The sequence below is a fragment of the Pseudomonas sp. PHC1 genome (genome assembly GCF_046487845.1).
Taxonomy (GTDB): Bacteria; Pseudomonadota; Gammaproteobacteria; order Pseudomonadales; family Pseudomonadaceae; genus Aquipseudomonas; species Aquipseudomonas sputi.
Map to the genome: position 1 here is coordinate 118,715 of NZ_JBJXHJ010000013.1, position 18,158 is coordinate 136,872.

Sequence of the window (18,158 nt, forward strand, 5' to 3'; positions counted from 1 at the left end):
TGAAATGAGGCGAGCATTATATAGTTAGGTAACTACCTAGTTAAATCACTAAATCGGAATGAAGTGTAGTTTGCGGCTCGAAGGCGCGTCGGATCGGGGACGGTTGGTTCCTGTCAGGCTGCGAGCGATATTGAAATGCGCTTGAAAGTCGCTTTTCTGCCAGGGGATGTGGGAGTTTTGACAGGTAGTGGTCACGCCCGGGCTTCGGCTGATTAGACTAATGGCTAACAGCGCCAGCTTCATCGTGAAGACATCGTTCGCGTAGATGACCTTCAGGTATTCGTGACCACGGCGACCTTCTTCAGGCAGAAGCAGATCGCAGGAAGACTTCCCGCATGTTGCGGAAAATACAAAGCTGCCAGCCTTCCATCAGGGAGGGCTGGCAGCCTTGACGACAGATGGCTTCGACTCAGGCGACCGGAATCGGGTTCTCTACCAGTGCCTGGTTGAACTGGTTGATCAGCGCGTGCTCATTCATACCCTGGTTGGCGCGCAACGGGACGACCCGATCCACCAACACCTCAGTGGTCGCCGTCTCGAGTTTTTCCAGGGTTTCCTGAATGAATTCGTCGAGCGGCATGGCGCGCTCATCGCCGCTTTTGTGAATCAGGTCGGTGTCGACCCACGGCGGTGCAATCTCCAGCACTTTTACGCGGGTGTCGCGCAGGGTGAAGCGTTGCGACAGCGAGTAGGAGTGAATGGCCGCCTTCGTTGCCGAGTACAACGCGGTCGCGGCCAGCGGCAGATAGGCCAACACGGAGCTGTTGTTGATGATAAAGGCTTCGGGTTGACGCTTGAGGTGTTCGACGAATGCAGCGCTGACACGTACCGGGCCGAGCAGGTTGGTTTGCAGCAGGCTCACCGCCTGTTCGTCGTCGTAGTCGCCCGAGGCGGGATTATCGAACGGCATGATCCCGGCGTTATTAATGATCACGTTCAGCGCGGGATGGCGGCGTATGACTTCCTGGGCGACTGCCTTGATCTGCTGCGGGTCATTGATGTCCAGCTGCACCGTGTCGATTCCGGGGTTGGCTCGGGCGATCTCATCCAGCAGGGCCTGGCGACGCCCCGCGATGATGACTTGATTGCCGCGCTGGTGGAACGCCTCGGCCAAAGCGCGGCCAATGCCGGAAGTGCCGCCGGTGATGAAGATCGTGTTAGCGCTGAGTTTCATGATTCATATCCTTTAGATAACGATCAGTTGGCGTTGTAGCGCGGTGCGAGCCGGTTGCTCGAAAGTTCGGAGAACAAGGCTTGGCGGCTGGCTTCGTAACGCTCGTAGCCTTGCAGGTCGTGCATCGAGGGGATGGAGATCAGCACGCCGTTGTCGAAGTCCTGCAGGGCGCCGGCGACCAGGTCCTGGGCCGACATCACGATGCCCGGATCCAGATGCTCGACAGGCAATCCACCGATCTGCCAGAAGTCCGTTGCGGTCGCGCCGGGCAGGACAGCCTGAATCCGGATGCCTTTATCCGAGAGTTCCTTGTGCAGGGACTGGGTGAACGCGGTGACGTAGGCTTTACTGCCGCCGTACACGCCGTTGAGCAGCTCTGGCGCCAGGCTGACGATGGACGAAATATTGATCACGGCGCCTTGTTCACGGGCGACAAAACCTGGAATCGCGGCGTAGGTCAGGCGGGTGAGGGCGGTGACGTTCAGCGTGATCATCTCGGCCATCCGCTCGACATCGCTCTCCAGCAGGCCGGTATGGGTGCCGATGCCGGCATTGTTGACCAGCAAGGTGATGCTGGCGTCCTCGCGCAACTTGCGTTCTACCTTGGCGAGGTCCTCCGGGCGGCCGAGATCTGCCTGCAACACTTCGATGTTCTGCCGGGTTTCGGTAGTCAGACGGCTGGCCAGTGTGTTCAGACGTTCACGGTTGCGTGCCACCAGCACCAGGTCGTACCCGCGGCGGGCAAGGTGTTCGGCGTAGATCGAGCCGATGCCGGTGGACGCGCCGGTAATGAGCGCAGTGCCTTTGTATTGTTGCGTCATGATCAAGCTCCGTGGGGTTGGGTGTGGAGCCATGATGAAGGAGGGGGGTGATGTCTTAAACGACGTATATGGTAGTGTTTAAGGACATTCAAAAAGGAGTTCAGTCATGCATCGCGTCGGCTATCTGATTACCGAAGGTTTTCAGGTGATGTCCCTGGCAACCCAGGCTGTATTCGAGTTCGCCAACATCGTCGCGGGGGAAGAGATCTACAAGGTCCAGAACTTCTCGATCGGCGGCGGCACAGTGCGTTCCTCGCTGGGCATGTACATCGACACGCTCCCTCTGGGCGCCCCGGGATTGGCTGACACCTGGATGATTACCGGTACGCTGACCCCGTTGAACCCTCCGGGTGAAGAGGTGCTGGCCAGTGTGCGCGCCTTCGTCGACGGAGCCCGACGCACAGCGGGTCTGTGCACCGGCTCGTTCGTTCTGGCACAGGCTGGTGTTCTGGACCATCGAAGGGCGACCACCCACTGGGCGTATGCGAACAAGCTCCGTGAGCTGCATCCGAAAATCGAGGTCGAGGAAGACCGGATCTTCATCGTCGACGGTCCCATCTGGACGTCGGCTGGCATGACAGCCGCGCTGGACATGGCGCTGGGCATGGTTGAAAAGGACTTGGGGACGGACATGGCGAGGTCGGTGGCGCACAAGCTGGTCATGCATCAACGGCGCTCGGGCGGGCAATCCCAGCATTCGGAACTGCTCACGCTTGCTCCAAAGTCTGACCGTATTCAAAGTGCGCTGGAGTATGCGCGCACGCACCTGGATCGCCCGCTCAGCGTGGAGGAACTTGCCGACGTCGTGCACTTGAGCCCCAGACAATTCACCCGGGTGTTTACCGCCGAGACAGGTCAGTCACCGGCCAAGGCTGTTGAAAGCCTGCGTCTGGAGGCCGCTCGCCTGATGATCGAGCAAAGTCGTCACAGCATGGACCGCGTGGCGAAGGAAACGGGATTTCGAGACCGTCGCCACATGCGCGAAGTGTTCATGCGAGGGTTTGGCGTTCCGCCGCAGGCGGTTCGACGAGATGCCAGACTCCACGAGCGGCGTATCCGCACCGAGCAAGAATGACGAGACTGCGTTGCGCGGACATTGAATAGATTTGCGAGGTGTATTGAGAGAGCAGGCCCTTGTTGCTGAAAGGGGTTCTGTCACAAATCGGAGTCCGGTTGGGTGGCGATGTGGAAGGCGTGGTGTTGGGCGATAAGATCCAGCGGGAAGCCGATCGGCTGCTGGCGCAGATTGTCCGGGCAGACTCGATGATCATTGCTGTCAAGGCAGGGGCGAGGGCGGATGGTTTCGTGCTGGGACTGGAAACCGGCGGTGCTTTGCGTGCCGGCGATGCCGAGAGGCTTTACATCATTTTCGAAGCTGCGCTGGTGGAGCGTTTGAAGTCATTGTCGCGAGGCTGATCAGAGCGGCTGATTGAATCGTAATGCATGAACAGCCATCTACTTGAACTATAAGCTGACCACTCAGTCAGGATAGTTGACGATTACTATTCTGAGGGTGTCATCCATGCGCAATTACACGATCACGTATCTGTTCAACGATCAGCCCCGTACCCATCAGCTTGAACTGCAACAGCCTGAATTGCCCATTCAGGACGCGGCCATGCACGTGTTGCAGTTACATTTCGGGGACGGTGAGAACAGCCTGATCATGCCTGATGCTGACTCCACACCCGAGGAGATTATCGAGCAGGCGAGCCTGGTCGGAATCACTCGGATCGAAGTGGTGGATGCTCAAGGCGAGTAGGGCGATCCGGAACCTTCGAGCATCCAGGCTATCCCATCCTAGTGCTACGCTAAGCGCTGTGATCCGAGTGCCTTTGGGCGTTCGGTTTTTATTTTCACTTAATGTCATTGACCCGCAGGTGTAACGGAACATGGCGCTGAAGGGCAACCCGAAGCGCCACCTGATACGTCAAGGATGTGCTTTATTTCCAGGTGACTTGCATGACACCCAATGCCGACCCAAACGCCGAACCTACGCTCAACCCGCCGGTTTTTTACACCTCAGCTGTCATCCTGCTTCTCTTGGTTCTATACGCCAGCATCTTCCATAATCATGCCCAAGTCGTGTTCGCCAATGTCCAACATTGGATCATTACCAATGTGAGCTGGTTTTATATATTGGCGGTAGCCATCATTCTCGGCACAGTGGTTTTCCTCGGCATGAGCAGGTACGGAGACATCAAGCTGGGGCCGGATCACAGTACCCCGGACTACAGCAGCACGACCTGGTTCGCGATGCTGTTCTCGGCGGGCATGGGCATTGGTTTGATGTTCTTTGGTGTGGCTGAACCCGTCATGCACTTTCTCAATCCGCCCGTGGGGGACGGCAGTACGGTTGCGGCCGCCCGCGAGGCGATGAAAATCACCTTTTTTCACTGGGGGCTGCATGCTTGGGCGATCTACGCCATCGTAGCGATGATCCTGGCTTACTTCAGTTATCGGCACGGCTTGCCATTAACGCTGAGGTCTGCCCTGTATCCGTTGATTGGTGATCGCATCTACGGCCCTATTGGCCACGCTGTCGATATCTTCGCGATCATCGGGACCGTTCTAGGCGTCGCCACCTCACTTGGCTTTGGTGTCTCACAAATCAATACGGGACTCAACGCCCTGTTCGATATACCGATCAGCACAACAGTGCAAATCATCTTGATCATTGCCACAACAGCCCTGGCCACAATCTCTGTCGTCACTGGCTTGGACAAGGGGGTACGTCGACTTTCCGAGCTCAACCTGAGCCTGGCGGTTCTGTTGCTTGTAATGGTCATCGTGCTTGGACCGACGGTGTTCATTCTGCAAACCTTCGTACAGAACACTGGAGGTTATCTTACGGAAATCATCAGTCGAACCTTGAACCTGTATGCCTACCAGCCTACGGATTGGATTGGCGGGTGGACGCTGTTCTACTGGGGCTGGTGGCTGGCCTGGTCTCCGTTCGTGGGTCTGTTCATCGCTCGTATTTCTCGTGGCCGAACTATTCGTGAATTCGTGACGGGCGTTCTGCTGGTGCCGGCGGGTTTCACACTGCTGTGGATGACGGTATTTGGTAATACCGCGATTCACATGATTCTCACAGACGGGCTGGCAGACCTTGGAGCGGCCATCGATAAGGATACATCCCTCGCATTATTTGCCTTCCTCCAGCACTTCCCATTTTCCGGGGTGATCTCACTGGTTGCCATCGTCATGGTCTTAGTGTTTTTTGTGACTTCCGCAGACTCCGGGGCAATGGTGGTTGATATGCTGGCCTCGGGTGGGTCTACGAAAACACCAGTCTGGCAAAGGGTCTTCTGGGCTTGCAGCATGGGCTTGGTGGCAATTGCACTGCTGTTGGCCGACGGTCTGAAAGCGCTACAGACAGCGACCATTGCCAGCGCATTGCCGTTCACCATCATTCTTCTTTTCAGCATGCGAGGTTTGCTCAAGGCGCTGAAGCTCGACGCCACAAAGCGCGGATTGCGTTATCAATCACTTTCGCCAGGCACGGCTCGTGGCACGGGGGGCTGGCAACGCCGGCTAAGAACCATGGCCATGTTCCCGCGTCGAGCTCATATACTTCGCTTCATTTCAGAGACCGCAAAGCCGGCCTGCCAGTCGGTGGCCGAGGAATGGCGCAAGCAGGGCTATTCTTGCAATGTCGAGGATGTGGAAGACGGTAGCGTTCGGCTCAGCGTTGGAAGTGCTGATAATCCTGAGTTCATTTATGAGGTGCGACCCCATCCCTACAACATGCCCAGCTTTGCAATAAGTGACACGCAGGATGATGAGCGTAAATACTTTCGAGCCGAGGTACATCTACGTGAAGGGGGGCAGGATCACGATATTATGGGATGGTCTCGCGAAGACGTGATTGGGGATATCCTTGATCAGTACGAGCGACATATGCATTTTCTTCACCTCACCGGCTAGCCTTCTGGGCTGCACCGCACGGAAAAAATGCCAGAGAACTCGCCTCGGCCATTGAGTCCGAGGCTAAAGGGCGTTGATATCCAAAACTGTGAAAAATCATCAGGAATATCAATGCCCGCTGAAATATCTTCAAAACTCATGATCGTCCCCCAATGACTTAAGAAGTCTGCCCGTCAATTCCATTCAGCTTGCAATACTCCTCCCACTCCATTTCTACCATTTCTGCTATTTCTCGATGAAACGCTAGAGTCAGATATTCAAGTTCTTTGGGAGACTCGGAAATCAGGGTAAGCGTCAGTTCCCACACCTCGATCCCCAAGCGCTTGGCTTCTTCTTCAAAGGCTGACTCGATACATGCCTTTTTCTCTTCCTGACTCAGTCCCTGGACGGCGTCATTCAGTGATGAGTTGCCATTGAAGAACTTCGACAGTGCAAATTCTCTTCGCAAGTCATCGGAGGTCATCGGATGCTCCTGCTCAGTGAGTTCTCCGACGATTTCCACGCCGGTGCGAGGTCACGTCGGCCACGGTCATGCAGTCACAGGTTCATCGAACCAATCGCGGATGGTTTTGTAAAAAAACAGATGCATCGTGTCCCACCAACGTATCCACCAAACACCGGATTCACCGTCTTCAAGTGTTATCAATGGCAGGCTCCCAAGTTTCTGCTCAGCTTCGTACAGATCCAGTTGGCCAACGATGGTGCCAGCAGAAATAGGCGCCTCGAGAGGTCCATCAATCTCCAGTCGTGTCTCTACCTCGCGATTCTCATTTTTTGGCAAGGTGAGGGTCAGATCGTCCAGTAGTCCTACAGCGATCAACCGTTCTTTACCTTTCCACAGCGTAGGCCACGAGAGTATCTCCCCTGCTTTTTTGTAGGTTCGGGTATCAAAGTAGCGAAAGCCATAACCCATGAGCTTTTCCGTTTCTGCCGTGCGTTTATGTACGCTGCTGGCACCCAATATCACACTGATCAGGCGTCGCCCGGCTCGGTGCGATGACGCCACCAAGCAATAGCCGGCGGCCTCAGTATGGCCAGTCTTCAAACCGTCAAAGCTTGCGTCGCGCCATAGAAGCAGATTGCGATTAGCCTGCCGAATACCGTTCCAGGAAAAGTGTTTTCTGGAGTAAAGGGCGTAGGACTGAGCCCCTTGGCTGATGATTGCCCGAGCCAGCAAAGCCATATCGCGAGCGGATGAATAATGCTCTGGATCCGGCAGCCCGGTGGAATTCGCAAAATGTGTGTTACCCATACCTAGTTCAGATGCGGTCGAATTCATCATCCCGACGAAGGCAGCCTCACTTCCGGCCACATGTTCGGCGAGGGCAACGCTCGCGTCATTTCCAGAGTCGATAATCACGCCGCTGAGCAAATCGCGAACTGAAACCGAGCTGCCTGGATCAAGAAACATTCTTGAACCACCCGTACGCCAGGCATTTTCGCTAATGGAGCTGATGTCATCAGCTTTGACATGCCCGGCCTTGATTTCAGCTGTGGTGACAAACGCTGTCATCATTTTCGTCAGGCTCGCAGGGGGTAAGCGCATATCGCTGTTGTGACTGGTAATCACGCTACCCGTAGCCGCGTCGATCAGTATCCAGGCTTTAGCCCCGAGCTTGGGCGGCGCCGGGATCATCGCCCCAGGTGAGTGGGTTTCACCCAGTGCAGGGTTGGCGAAGACTATTTGCATCGTTAGACAGAGCACTGTTAACACAAGCGGGGACAACAGGTATCTCACAAGGAAGAGGCCTTGGATCAGTAAAATGTGCTGCAAAGCTAGCCCTGAGCTCGGGAGGGGCTCAAATTAAGCTGGATTAAGTAAAATTTAATGTGCAGATACCGGTAAGTCCGTAGATCAAGGGGACACCATCGGACAGACAATCAAGACGCGGGTACCGCTATGCATGGTGGTGGGCTGGATATCCAGGGTGTAGCCGTGCAATTTCACGATGGCCGCGACCAGGGACAATCCGAGGCCATGCCCAGGCTGCATTCTGCTGGCATCGCCTCGGTAGAGCCTGCGGATGACATTTGTACGGTCTGTCTCGGGTATGCCAGTCCCATCGTCAGCAACTTCAATGATGACCGATGATGCCTCGATACTTCCTCGCAATTTGATGTGGCCTCCCTCTGGGGTAAATTTAATCGCGTTATCGAGCAAGTTGACCAAGGCTTCAAACATCAACGAAGAGTCGCCATACAGCTGGGGCAGGTCATTGGTTATTTCCAGGGAGAGCGTCTGAGAACGATCTAGAGCTAAAGGCTCATAAAATTCATGAGCCTGCTGCAGCAGCGCCATGATTTGTAACGGCGCAAAGGCCGAGCGGCGACGAATGTCATCGAGTTCAGCAACCCGAAGCAAGCCTTGAAAACGCACCATGATCGATTCGCTTTCTTCAAGGGCTTGATTCAATATTTGCTCATGATCACTGTCCATAGGCAGTTGCTGGAGCTGATAAAGCCTTGCACGCAGCCGTGTTAGTGGCGTACGCAGATCGTGGGCGACTCCATCACAGACGCTCTTTACCTCATGCATCAGTTGCTCGATATGATCGAGCATCGTATTCACGGCGCTCGCCAGCATATCCAACTCATCGCGGCGAGCGGATAAGGGCAAGCGCTCCGACAAGTTGCCAGAAACGATACTTTCGGTACAAAGCTGCAGGCGTTTGACGCGGCGTAACGGCAGACGCCTCAACAAATACCAGCCAATCAATCCGGGGATGAGTGTTAACGAAAATCCCCACATCAATGCCTGCTCGATAATCCCGCCAACGGCCAAGATCGAGCCACCGTCGCGCGCCAGAATAAGAATATGCCCGTCAGGGCGGCGTGCTAACAGGGCATAACTGCTTCTGGTTTCCTTGTCAGGTAACGCAATGCTCAGTCCGCGCTCGAGATAATGAACCTTGCCATCATCGGGCAAATTGGAGCGCAGTTTGAGCAAGTCTCCGGCAACGTGTTGTCCGTCGGCAGTGAACAATCCGTAAGCATCAATCCCGGGGGTTGAATAGGCTTCACTGGCAGCCAGTTCTTGCACCAGCTTTTCGTCATCGATTTTTTGATAATAGTGGGCCCGCTGCAATAACGTTCGCTCTGCAACGGTCCCCAGGTAGTGGGATATTTGCCAGTACAACACTCCGGTGAAGAGCGCGCCCCAAACCACAAAAAACACGGCGTAGAACCCGATCAATCGACTACCGGACGAGCGCCATTCCTCAGTCTTTGGGAGTAAGGACATAGCCGGTACCACGTATTGTATGAATGACGGGAGTACCTTCGTCACCCTCGAGCTTTTTGCGCAGCCGCCCAATGTGAACATCAATGATGTTCGTCCCAGGATCAAAGTGATAACCCCAGACCTCTTCGAAAAGCATGGTCCGGGTGACCAATTGACCGGCATTGCGCATCAGGTAATTGAGTAGCTTGAATTCGGTCGGTAGCAACAGGATGTGCTCGTCATTTCGAGTCAGTTTGTGCTCAACCAGATCCAGTTGCAGATTTCCGCAACAGAGTTGCGGACGGCTTGTATCCGCACTGGTGCGTCGGAGCAACGCATCAAGACGGGCAACCATTTCGATAGCAGAAAAGGGTTTGGTCAAATAGTCGTCGCCGCCAGCGCGCAGCCCCTGAACACGCTCATCGACGTCTGAAAGTGCGCTGATCATCAGGACCGGCGTTTGAATTCCGAGACTACGCAATGTACTGACAATCGTCAGCCCATCAAAATCGGGAAGCATTCGATCCAAGGTAATGGCGTCAAAACCACCTGCAATCGCCAGTGCCAGCCCGTCACGTCCAGTCGCAGCCCATTTTGAACTGAAACCGTGGCGTTGGAGTTCAGCGGTGATGATTTCCGCCGTAACCTCGTCGTCCTCTATGACCAACGCGCAACTCATACCGTCCTCCGCTTCCGCCTGCTTTTAGTGCTTGCCACTCGATTCCGAGAGCCTAAGCAGGTCTACCTTAATGACCCGCCCTGCGGCCAAAGATTAAAAATTCTTAACCCACCTTAACCATGATGCCTGCAAAAGCACGAATACATTCACAACCAGACAAGCCCCGTACCGAGAGGAAGAAGCGCATGACCCCGTATCTGGCGTTCTTTTTGTTGGCCTTTGGTTTGGTATGTACCTACGCAGGTCAGGTCACGGAGCGAAGCAATCAGGCATGACTGATTCGAGGCTGAGGCGGTCAGCGCGCCTCTTGCAACCAACAAGTTCCTACTCGAATCGATGACCGCCGCATCAATTGCTCTCACAACTCCAGATTTGTATGAAGGGCTGGCTGTTGGTCGGTTCTCCAACCCATCGACTCATGAAGTGACACGTTCCCTCCACACATAATTGATAATCTCCAGCCTCAGGCGTTCGTCCCAGACGCAGAGGTTGAAGCGGTGGCACCTGTCGACGGTAGTGCCAACTGCCGTTCTCCAGTCGAGCATCCTCGGGAACTTCCATTCCCGCGCCACTGCCTCGGATTCTGGCCTCCATCAACACCAGGCCATGTCGGGTGACGCGATAGTCCTCCTCCCAACGAGTCTTCTCGATGGTGTGGTTCCACGCCAGTGTGAACTGCGAAATGGGTAACTGGGCCCAGGCGACACCCGCCAAGCCCATGCACAATCCAATCATGCGTCAGCCGTCCCGACCTGATGCGACCGCCAAAGGTGTTGCAGGATTACCAGCAACCCAAGTGCGAAACCAAGTTCATCGGTCAGGGGCAACGCCACGATCAATAGCGCCCCCGCACCCACACACAAGATGCGTTCCCATAGCGCCATCTTCTGCTGTAAGTAACCCGTTGAGGCCATTCCCCACAGACCGACCGCCAGCGCCGTCTTGATCAGCATGTAGGCCGTCATCCATAAACTGTCACCTTGCAACATGAGCGCAGGGTTGTAGACGGCCATGAACGGAATAATGAATCCAGCGAGGGCAATACGCACGGCCCATAGGCTGATCCTGAATCCGGCTTCCTTCGCAATGGGTGCTGCGGCAAAGCAGGCGAGGGCCACCGGTGGAGTCAGGTCGGCGAGGATTCCGAAATAGAACACGAACATGTGTGACACGATCAGGGGCACACCCAGTTCCAACAGCGCAGGTGCTGCGATTGAACTGGTAATGATGTAGTTGGGGATGGTCGGAATGCCCATCCCCAACACCAGGCAAGTGATCATTGTGAGCACCAGTGACAGCAGCAGGTTGTCTCGGCCAATGGCCAAGATATAACCCGCAAAAGTCGAGGCTACACCGGTCAGAGACACCACGCCGATGATGATGCCCACCAGTGCACAGGCAATCCCCACAGGTACGGCATGTCGTGCACCTTCGACCAGCGCATGCAGGCAAATCGTCAGCGTTTCCCGGCCACCTTTGATAAGTCCGCACATGAACACCAGCACTGCGATGACTAGAAAAATCACGCTGATTCCCAGCTGGAAGAATCCGGTGCACAGAACCCCGAGGGCAATCCAGAACGCACAACGCAGGCCCAGGCTTTGCACTCTCAGGATGATCGCCGAGCCAAGAATGACGATGGCCGTCAGTGCCAGCCCCACCATGCCGGAGAACAGAGGCGTGCGACCGGAAAACAATAAGTAAACCAGAACCACCAGTGGAATCAGCAGATACCAGTTTTCCTTTACAGCGCCTAGCGCACTGGGACATTGGTCCTTGGGGAGGCCTTTGAGGTTCGAGCGCTTAGCTTCCAGATGCACCATCCAGAATACCGACCCGAAGTAAAGAATCGCGGGAATCAATGCCGCCTTGGCAATCTCAACAAACGGTACGTTGATGGTTTCAGCCATGATAAAGGCAACGGCCCCCATCACTGGCGGCATTAACTGGCTGCCCATGCTGGAGGTTGCTTCGACCCCGCCGGCAAACGCTGCCCGATAACCAAAGCGCTTCATCAACGGGATTGTGAATTGTCCTGTCGTCACAACGTTGGCAATCCCCGACCCGGTAATGGTTCCCATCAATGCCGAGGAGGCGACCGCAACCTTGGCCGGCCCGCCGAGCTTGTGACCGAACAGTCCCATCGCGAAATCGGTGAACAGCTTGATCATGCCAGCCTGTTCTAAAAACGCACCGAACAGGATGAACAGGAAAATGTAGGTGGCCGAAACGTAAGTGGGTGTTCCGTACAGCCCTTCAGTGCCGAATGAAAGTTGATTGATGATCTGATCAAATCCATATCCCCGGTGTGCCAGGTCACCGGGCAGATACTCACCAAACAAGCCATAGGCGAGGAACAGGCCACAGATGACTGGCAATGCTATTCCCATTACCCGTCGTGCGGCTTCGAACACCAATGCAATCAGGACGAGACCGATGACGGTGTCTGCGATCGTCAGATCGCCTGAGCGCTGAATCAGGTCGGCCTCGAACACCCACTGATACAACGCCGTAGCAATCCCGGCCAGACTCAATACCCAAGCCAGCGGCTGCCAAGGACGATCCTTGCCGTAAGCCGGGTAGCTCAGAAAGACTACCCAAAGCAAAAAACCGACGTGTACGGCGCGTAATATCTGACTTGAGATGGGGGCAAACGCTGCGGTGACGATCTGAAAAATCGAGAACAGCAACGCCACGTAAAACAGGGTTTTTGGCCAGTCTCGCGGATTCGCAGAGATGCCCTGATGCTCGTCACTCATTAGCTGCCTACCTCACGACCACATTGAAAAGAGCGAACGAAGGCGCTGCGGTCTACGCCGCAACGCCTTGTGCCGTTACAACGCGCCTTTTTCCTTGTAGTAACGTTCCGCGCCCGGGTGCAGGGCTATCGGCAGGTTTTTCGCTGCATTTTCCAGTTTGATGTCCTTGGCCGCCGAATGAGAGTTGCCCAGACGGGGCAGGTTTTCGAACAACAGCTTGGTCATTTCATAAGCCACTTCATCGGGCAAGTCGGCACGCGTGACCAGAATGTTGGTGATCGCCACCGTCGGCACCGCTTCAGGTTGCCCGTCATAGGTATTGGCCGGAATCATGGCGCCCTGATAGGCGGGGTTGCCGATTTTTGCGACCACTTCAGTCGGGATCGCAACGTAGTTCAACGGCATGACAGAGGACAGATCGCGAATGGCCGCCATGCCCAACCCGGAAGATTGCAGGGTGGCATCCAACTGCCTGTTCTTGATCAATTCAACAGATTCGGCAAAGGGCAGGTATTGCACTTTACCCATGTCTTCATAGGTCAGGCCTGCTGCCTTGAAAATCGCACGTGCGTTCAGTTCAGTGCCTGACTTTGGTGCTCCGACCGAGATGGTCCTGCCTTTGAGGTCGGCCAGGGTTTTGATGCCTGACTCTTTGCTGGCCACGATCTGAATATAGTTGGGGTAGGCCCCTGCGATGGCGCGCAATTTGGTTAACGGCGTGCTGAAACCGGCATCCTCCACACCGTTCTTCGCATCCGCTACAGAGTCCCCCAGTGCGAGTGCCAACTCTCCACGACCGGCTTGCAACAGGTTCAAATTTTCCACCGAGGCTTTTGTGGCTTGAACCGAAGTTTTCACGCCAGGGATGCCATCGTTGTAGATCTGTGACAGGCCAACACCAATGGGGTAGTAAACCCCACTGGTTCCGCCCGTCAGGATGTTGATGAACACCGGGGCGGCTTGAGCCGCAGTGGCGATTGCCAAGGTAGCGGCGGCCAGCAGGATGAAGCGGTTTTTTACTCGCATGGGAAATCTCCGTCTTGTTTTTGGCTTTATGCAGAGTGATTCCACTGTAGTTGATTCAGAGACGGATAGGGGGCTTGAGCCAGTCTGGGTGGTTGCTGCATGGATAGAACCGGGCCAGCGCCATTGGACGCCACCGCATATCCGGTTAGTCTTGCCTGCACCACAGTGCTGAAACTCAACGGGAATTCGCTCGGGTGATCAAACCGATACTGCTGTTGCGTCGCCGCTTCGCCTCCATACGCTGGCGTACACGAGTGACGCTCTGGGCTGCCGCCACCGTGGCGGGACTGCTTGTCGTGATGTTTGCCCGACTGGCCGATATGGCGCTGACGCAATTTACGCAACAGACTGCCGAACGACCCTGGTTGCCTTTCATCTATACCCCTTTGGTCGGCATGTTGGTCGTATGGTTGACCACCCGTTTTTTTGTAGGCTCCCAGGGCAGCGGCATCCCGCAAGTGATCGCCGCGACACGCCTGGCGCATCAGGGCAAACGCGTCAACAAACTGGTGTCGCTGCGCATCGCCTTCGCCAAGATTGGCCTCGGCACGCTGGCGCTGACGGGTGGGTTTTCCGCTGGACGTGAAGGGCCGTCGGTGCAAGTTGCCGCTTCGATCATGCATTTTTTCCACCGTTACCTTCCCAATGCACGAATCATCCGCAGCGAAGATCTCATTCTGGCCGGAGGGGCGGCGGGGATTGCGGCAGCCTTCAATACACCGCTAGCCGGTGTGGCCTTTGCCGTCGAAGAATTGGGGCGCAAGCTGGAGACCCGTACAAGCGGGGTCTTGCTCAGTACGATCATCCTGTCGGGGATGGTCGCCATCGCCCTGCAGGGCAACTACAGCTATTTTGGCCACTTCGACATTCACGAGATCGGTCTGGATATCATCGTCCCGGTCGTGGTGACCGGAATTGGATGTGGGCTGCTGGGCGGGTTATTCAGCCGGATGTTGCTATGGCCCCAACGCCATCATCGATTCGTCCTCTGGGAGTGGCGGCGCATGCATCCCGTCTGGTTTGCCGGGGCGTGTGGCATGATCGTGGCGATATTGGGCTGGTTAAGTGGCGGCATGTCATTTGGCAGTGGCTACGGGATTACGTCGCAGATCATCGTGTCCGATGTCGGCCTGCCCTGGCACGCACCGATCACCCGTTTTCTCGCGACGGTAGTGACCTACTTCTCCGGTATACCGGGCGGCATATTTGCACCGTCCCTGGCGGTCGGGGCCGCCGTAGGTGCCAACGTCGCGGACTTCTTTGGTTTGGCTACACAGCCGATCATTGCGCTGTGCATGGTCGGTTTTCTCGCCGCTGTCACACAATCTCCCATCACCTCGGCGATCATCGTGATGGAGATGATCGACAGTCACGGGATGGTCATCAGTCTGATGGCAGTTGCCTTGATTGCCAAAGCCGTCAGCGCGCGAATGGGGCCCGAGTTGTACCAGCAGCTGGCTCGCGGCTTCCTGCAATCGCCGGATAAGGACGCCGTAACACCAAAATCAAATCAATAGGTTGTTCGAGTGAATCAGGGGGCGTGCCAATGCCCTGAGCCTGGCCTTGTCTTCGGCCAATGTGAGCGCGTGTTCGGCCCGTGTGAGTAAAAGGGTGATGTGCCTGGTACAGGCACTCTTGAACATATCCGGATTGATCTGCGCCAGGCTGATCAAGGCCTTCATCATTCGAAGGTCTACTTCAATCAAGCTCGCCCCATCTCTGGCGATGGGGGCAAAAAAGTCGTCGAACAGATCACCGACTTCCAAACCGTGCAGGAAGACTCGTTCGCACCCTGCATCCACTTGCTCCATCTGTTCTGGTGGCTTGCTCCAGCAGGTGAGACTCCTGACTCCACGGCTCAGTACGTCAATCGCAGTTCCGGGGTCATTGACAGCAGGCGACAAGGCCCGTGAGGCGATCTCCGACAGCACCGAAAGCCCGAACCGGGGGTCATGCTCAAAGGTTCGACGTACGCCGATGGTCAAGGCGCCAAGGATCTTCTGAGTACAGGCGTCCAGTTCGTCGATGCGTTCATTGCTTAAAATCGCGACCAAGGCCAGTCGCATGCCTTCATGCACAAAGGTGCCAGGAAGAATGTCGAGATAAATCTGCGTCCGGTGCTCTTGAGCAATTGCACCTAACGCACGCACGTCGATATGTTGGACATACCCGGTCTTGGGGCTGGTGATGGCTCTAGAGGAGTACGGAACAATACCGTCGGCAGGGTAGGGGGCTCCCCCCAGATAAGGCCTGTTGACACGATTGTTGATCGCATTGATGGTGGCTTCTTCGACGCGATCAATGGTTTCACCCACGCGTCCCAGTCTCGACAGATGATCGATCCAACGCAGAAGGGTGTACACGATCAAGATCACTACGACGATGGTCACCGCAAAAAGCAAAACCCTTCCCTGTGCACCGTAGGCACCGGTACTTAACGCAATGATCCCCACCAGGCTGAACAGAAATGAGCCGATAAAGGTGGCGAGGGCATTTTGGGTCGTGCGGTCTTCCATCACCAGCGTGGTGGCACGGGGTGTTACGCCACTGCTTGCGGCACCGTAGGCCGTCACCATTGTGCTGAGCGAAAAGGTGGTCACAGCGAGCATGCTGGAGGCGATGATGCCCAATATCTTGTCGACAGCGTCAGCGCCGATTCGCGCGGGCAGTGAGGCAGGGATGTAGTCTTTGAAGATGACGGCGAGCAATGCGGTCGCCACTCCCAGGACAGAAAACAAACTGGCTCTGAACCAAAGCCGTTTCGTCATCTGATGTAGCAGCCAGCGCCAGCGAGCGATCATCGTCAATACCTTCTGTAGCGACTTCATTGAGCCGCGACGCCTGTTCAGTCTGTCGATGCGGCCACCCGATTATCATCGATGGAGTGTAATTGTCGGCGGAAGGTTCAGTGCCGGAGTCATTTGCTTCTCACTGGCAAGATACCTATCATCGTGCCGGGTGCGTTGCTGCATAAGGCACATCGCAGGTTAATGCTCAAGCGCTGGTCGGGCCGCCAGCGGAGAGTCAATGTGCCTGATAAAAACGCGACGTCCCCCTCCATTCCACGTCCCCAGTTGTTGACCGCCCGGGCGCTCACGGCGATCGAGCGGTTTTCCCATGTCGAAGCCGTCAGTGGTGTCGTGCTGCTACTCGCAGCGTTGGTTGCGCTGATCTGGGCGAACAGTCCGATTGCCGACTCCTACGAGCACTTCTGGAATACCCAGCTCACGTTGGGATTAGGCGAGTTCAAGATCGCTTGTTCATTGCACTTTTTGGTCAATGACGGGTTGATGACTATTTTCTTCCTCGTGGTGGGGGCGGAGATACGTCAGGAGATTCATAACGGCGCGCTGGCGAACTTCAAGTTGGCGACCCTGCCTCTAGGCGCCGCGTTGGGCGGCGTGTTGATGCCGGCGATCATCTACATGCTGTTCAATCATGGCACCGAGGGTAGTGCCGGTTGGGCCGTGCCGACCGCCACTGATATCGCCTTTGCAGTGGGCGTTCTCGCGCTTCTGGGGAAGTCGATCCCGGGCGGTGTTCGTGTGCTGCTGTTGTCACTGGCCATCATCGACGACATTGTCGCCATCCTCATCATCGCTGCGTTCTATACCTCCAGCCTGGATTATCTCGGTTTGGTGGTGGCGCTGAGTGGGCTGCTGCTCGTGCTGGCTTTTCAGCGAATGGGGATCAGCAAGGCTTACGCGTACATACTGCCTGGCGCCATTGTTTGGTTTGGTCTCCTGAAGACCGGGGTGCACCCAACGCTCGCAGGGGTAATTCTCGGGCTGATGACACCGATCAGCTCCAAGCCCACAACGGAGCGTCCGCTGGACACCATCGGGCGTACGCTCCATGAACTGATGGATCGACTCTCCCAGTCCGGACATAGTCCGCAAGCGGTGGCGGCACCACTGAAACAACTCCGGCACGCCGAGCGCGAAGTGCTGCCCCCGGTACAGCGAGTACAGGCAGGATTGCATTCGTGGGTAGCGTTTGGGGTGATGCCTCTTTTTGCACTGGCGAACGCAGGGGTGAATCTGGAGGGCAACAGCCTGGGCGAAGCGGTTTCCTTGAATGTGTTCATTGGGGTTGTAACGGCACTGGTACTAGGCAAGCCTCTTGGAATCATTTTGGCCAGTGTCACCCTCGTCAAACTCAACATTTGTGAGCTTCCCGAAGGGGTGACGTGGGTGGGGGTCGGCCTGGTGGGACTGTTGGCGGGTATCGGATTCACCATGTCCATTTTCATTGCGTCGTTGGCCTTTCCAGATCCGGCGTTACTCTCAGCGGCAACACTGAGTGTGCTTGCGGCGTCTGCCTTGGCTGCGCTCTCCGGGTTGATGTGGGGAAAGTTGAAGTTCTAAGCATTTTTGCCATATGCCAGTTTCAGCGCTAATCACCACGGGGCAATGACAACCCAGCCATTGCCCCCGTGGTGATTACAAGCGCGCCCGACTGACTGCCAATCGTCGCAACCTCTTGGACGAGTCGATTGCTTTAAAAAACGGCCTTTGGCACTATCCGCAACCTGTGCTTCTTTGGCAGT

The 18,158-nt window shown here is 55.8% G+C and carries 17 protein-coding genes; 6 read left to right on the forward strand and 11 right to left on the reverse strand.

Annotated features, from left to right (window positions below; translation table 11 throughout):
* Positions 1 to 409 precede the first annotated feature (409 nt).
* Together ACKJSM_RS17610 and ACKJSM_RS17615 are read right to left on the reverse strand one after the other, a co-directional pair.
* A complete protein-coding gene (locus ACKJSM_RS17610; protein WP_236179553.1) occupies positions 410 to 1,174 on the reverse strand; it encodes an SDR family oxidoreductase in 765 nt (254 codons plus the stop codon).
* Between the two features lie 23 nt (positions 1,175 to 1,197).
* Positions 1,198 to 1,995, reverse strand: coding sequence for an SDR family NAD(P)-dependent oxidoreductase (locus ACKJSM_RS17615; protein ID WP_236179551.1), 798 nt, complete (start codon positions 1,993 to 1,995; stop codon positions 1,198 to 1,200).
* 106 nt (positions 1,996 to 2,101) lie between these two features.
* Between ACKJSM_RS17615 and ACKJSM_RS17620 the strand changes: the two genes are divergently transcribed.
* The 4 genes from ACKJSM_RS17620 (at position 2,102) to betT (ending at position 5,925) form a co-directional block, all read left to right on the forward strand.
* Positions 2,102 to 3,070 (forward strand): GlxA family transcriptional regulator, encoded by a 969-nt coding sequence (locus ACKJSM_RS17620; RefSeq protein WP_410238416.1) that lies wholly within the window; start codon positions 2,102 to 2,104, stop codon positions 3,068 to 3,070.
* Between the two features lie 110 nt (positions 3,071 to 3,180).
* Positions 3,181 to 3,411 carry a hypothetical protein gene (locus tag ACKJSM_RS17625; protein ID WP_011334137.1) on the forward strand — a complete coding sequence of 77 codons (231 nt, stop codon included), beginning with the start codon at positions 3,181 to 3,183 and terminating at the stop codon, positions 3,409 to 3,411.
* Between the two features lie 106 nt (positions 3,412 to 3,517).
* Positions 3,518 to 3,757, forward strand: coding sequence for a hypothetical protein (locus ACKJSM_RS17630; protein WP_236179546.1), 240 nt, complete (start codon positions 3,518 to 3,520; stop codon positions 3,755 to 3,757).
* 200 nt (positions 3,758 to 3,957) lie between these two features.
* Positions 3,958 to 5,925, forward strand: a complete 1,968-nt coding sequence (gene betT, locus ACKJSM_RS17635) for a choline BCCT transporter BetT (protein ID WP_410238417.1) — start codon at positions 3,958 to 3,960, stop codon at positions 5,923 to 5,925.
* Here betT and ACKJSM_RS17640 read toward each other — a convergent pair.
* From ACKJSM_RS17640 to ACKJSM_RS17675, 8 genes are all read right to left on the reverse strand, one after another.
* Positions 5,922 to 6,065 (reverse strand): hypothetical protein, encoded by a 144-nt coding sequence (locus ACKJSM_RS17640; protein ID WP_236179542.1) that lies wholly within the window; start codon positions 6,063 to 6,065, stop codon positions 5,922 to 5,924. The two genes, betT and ACKJSM_RS17640, sit on opposite strands and share 4 nt — an antisense overlap.
* A 17-nt stretch (positions 6,066 to 6,082) precedes the next feature.
* On the reverse strand, positions 6,083 to 6,388 hold the full coding sequence (locus ACKJSM_RS17645) for a DUF6388 family protein (RefSeq protein WP_236179540.1): 306 nt from the start codon (positions 6,386 to 6,388) through the stop codon (positions 6,083 to 6,085).
* Between the two features lie 66 nt (positions 6,389 to 6,454).
* On the reverse strand, positions 6,455 to 7,615 hold the full coding sequence (locus ACKJSM_RS17650; protein ID WP_410238418.1) for a D-alanyl-D-alanine carboxypeptidase family protein: 1,161 nt from the start codon (positions 7,613 to 7,615) through the stop codon (positions 6,455 to 6,457).
* 165 nt (positions 7,616 to 7,780) lie between these two features.
* Positions 7,781 to 9,118, reverse strand: a complete 1,338-nt coding sequence (locus ACKJSM_RS17655) for a sensor histidine kinase (RefSeq protein WP_373874301.1) — start codon at positions 9,116 to 9,118, stop codon at positions 7,781 to 7,783.
* Positions 9,119 to 9,143: 25 nt separating this feature from the next.
* Positions 9,144 to 9,824 carry a response regulator transcription factor gene (locus ACKJSM_RS17660; RefSeq protein WP_236179530.1) on the reverse strand — a complete coding sequence of 227 codons (681 nt, stop codon included), beginning with the start codon at positions 9,822 to 9,824 and terminating at the stop codon, positions 9,144 to 9,146.
* A gap of 348 nt (positions 9,825 to 10,172) precedes the next feature.
* A complete protein-coding gene (locus ACKJSM_RS17665; protein WP_410238419.1) occupies positions 10,173 to 10,559 on the reverse strand; it encodes a DUF1850 domain-containing protein in 387 nt (128 codons plus the stop codon).
* A complete protein-coding gene (locus tag ACKJSM_RS17670; RefSeq protein WP_410238420.1) occupies positions 10,556 to 12,583 on the reverse strand; it encodes a TRAP transporter permease in 2,028 nt (675 codons plus the stop codon). The genes ACKJSM_RS17665 and ACKJSM_RS17670 overlap by 4 nt, the downstream gene beginning before the upstream one ends.
* Positions 12,584 to 12,658: 75 nt before the next feature.
* Entirely contained in the window at positions 12,659 to 13,609 is a 951-nt protein-coding gene (locus ACKJSM_RS17675) for a TAXI family TRAP transporter solute-binding subunit (RefSeq protein ID WP_410238421.1), read from the reverse strand.
* 194 nt (positions 13,610 to 13,803) lie between these two features.
* Between ACKJSM_RS17675 and ACKJSM_RS17680 the strand changes: the two genes are divergently transcribed.
* On the forward strand, positions 13,804 to 15,126 hold the full coding sequence (locus tag ACKJSM_RS17680) for a chloride channel protein (protein ID WP_410238422.1): 1,323 nt from the start codon (positions 13,804 to 13,806) through the stop codon (positions 15,124 to 15,126).
* On the opposite strand, the gene ACKJSM_RS17685 is transcribed toward ACKJSM_RS17680, so the two are convergent.
* Positions 15,115 to 16,410 carry a DUF2254 domain-containing protein gene (locus tag ACKJSM_RS17685; RefSeq protein WP_410238423.1) on the reverse strand — a complete coding sequence of 432 codons (1,296 nt, stop codon included), beginning with the start codon at positions 16,408 to 16,410 and terminating at the stop codon, positions 15,115 to 15,117. The genes ACKJSM_RS17680 and ACKJSM_RS17685 overlap by 12 nt on opposite strands.
* A gap of 189 nt (positions 16,411 to 16,599) precedes the next feature.
* On the opposite strand from ACKJSM_RS17685, the gene nhaA reads away from it, so the two are divergent.
* Positions 16,600 to 17,976: a Na+/H+ antiporter NhaA gene (nhaA, locus tag ACKJSM_RS17690; protein ID WP_410238424.1), complete on the forward strand. Its 1,377-nt coding sequence runs from the start codon at positions 16,600 to 16,602 to the stop codon at positions 17,974 to 17,976.
* Positions 17,977 to 18,158 lie beyond the last annotated feature (182 nt).

Bases quoted from the DNA above. Each gene is read 5' to 3' on its own strand.
- ACKJSM_RS17660 (WP_236179530.1), bottom strand. From the start codon at position 9,824: ATGAGTTGCGCGTTGGTCATAGAGGACGACGAGGTTACGGCGGAAATC.
- ACKJSM_RS17670 (WP_410238420.1), bottom strand. From the start codon at position 12,583: ATGAGTGACGAGCATCAGGGCATCTCTGCGAATCCGCGAGACTGGCCA.
- nhaA (WP_410238424.1), top strand. From the start codon at position 16,600: ATGCTCAAGCGCTGGTCGGGCCGCCAGCGGAGAGTCAATGTGCCTGAT.
- ACKJSM_RS17640 (WP_236179542.1), bottom strand. From the start codon at position 6,065: ATGAGTTTTGAAGATATTTCAGCGGGCATTGATATTCCTGATGATTTT.
- ACKJSM_RS17665 (WP_410238419.1), bottom strand. From the start codon at position 10,559: ATGATTGGATTGTGCATGGGCTTGGCGGGTGTCGCCTGGGCCCAGTTA.
- ACKJSM_RS17620 (WP_410238416.1), top strand. From the start codon at position 2,102: ATGCATCGCGTCGGCTATCTGATTACCGAAGGTTTTCAGGTGATGTCC.
- ACKJSM_RS17610 (WP_236179553.1), bottom strand. From the start codon at position 1,174: ATGAAACTCAGCGCTAACACGATCTTCATCACCGGCGGCACTTCCGGC.
- betT (WP_410238417.1), top strand. From the start codon at position 3,958: ATGACACCCAATGCCGACCCAAACGCCGAACCTACGCTCAACCCGCCG.
- ACKJSM_RS17650 (WP_410238418.1), bottom strand. From the start codon at position 7,615: ATGCAAATAGTCTTCGCCAACCCTGCACTGGGTGAAACCCACTCACCT.
- ACKJSM_RS17685 (WP_410238423.1), bottom strand. From the start codon at position 16,410: ATGATCGCTCGCTGGCGCTGGCTGCTACATCAGATGACGAAACGGCTT.
- ACKJSM_RS17675 (WP_410238421.1), bottom strand. From the start codon at position 13,609: ATGCGAGTAAAAAACCGCTTCATCCTGCTGGCCGCCGCTACCTTGGCA.
- ACKJSM_RS17615 (WP_236179551.1), bottom strand. From the start codon at position 1,995: ATGACGCAACAATACAAAGGCACTGCGCTCATTACCGGCGCGTCCACC.
- ACKJSM_RS17630 (WP_236179546.1), top strand. From the start codon at position 3,518: ATGCGCAATTACACGATCACGTATCTGTTCAACGATCAGCCCCGTACC.
- ACKJSM_RS17645 (WP_236179540.1), bottom strand. From the start codon at position 6,388: ATGACCTCCGATGACTTGCGAAGAGAATTTGCACTGTCGAAGTTCTTC.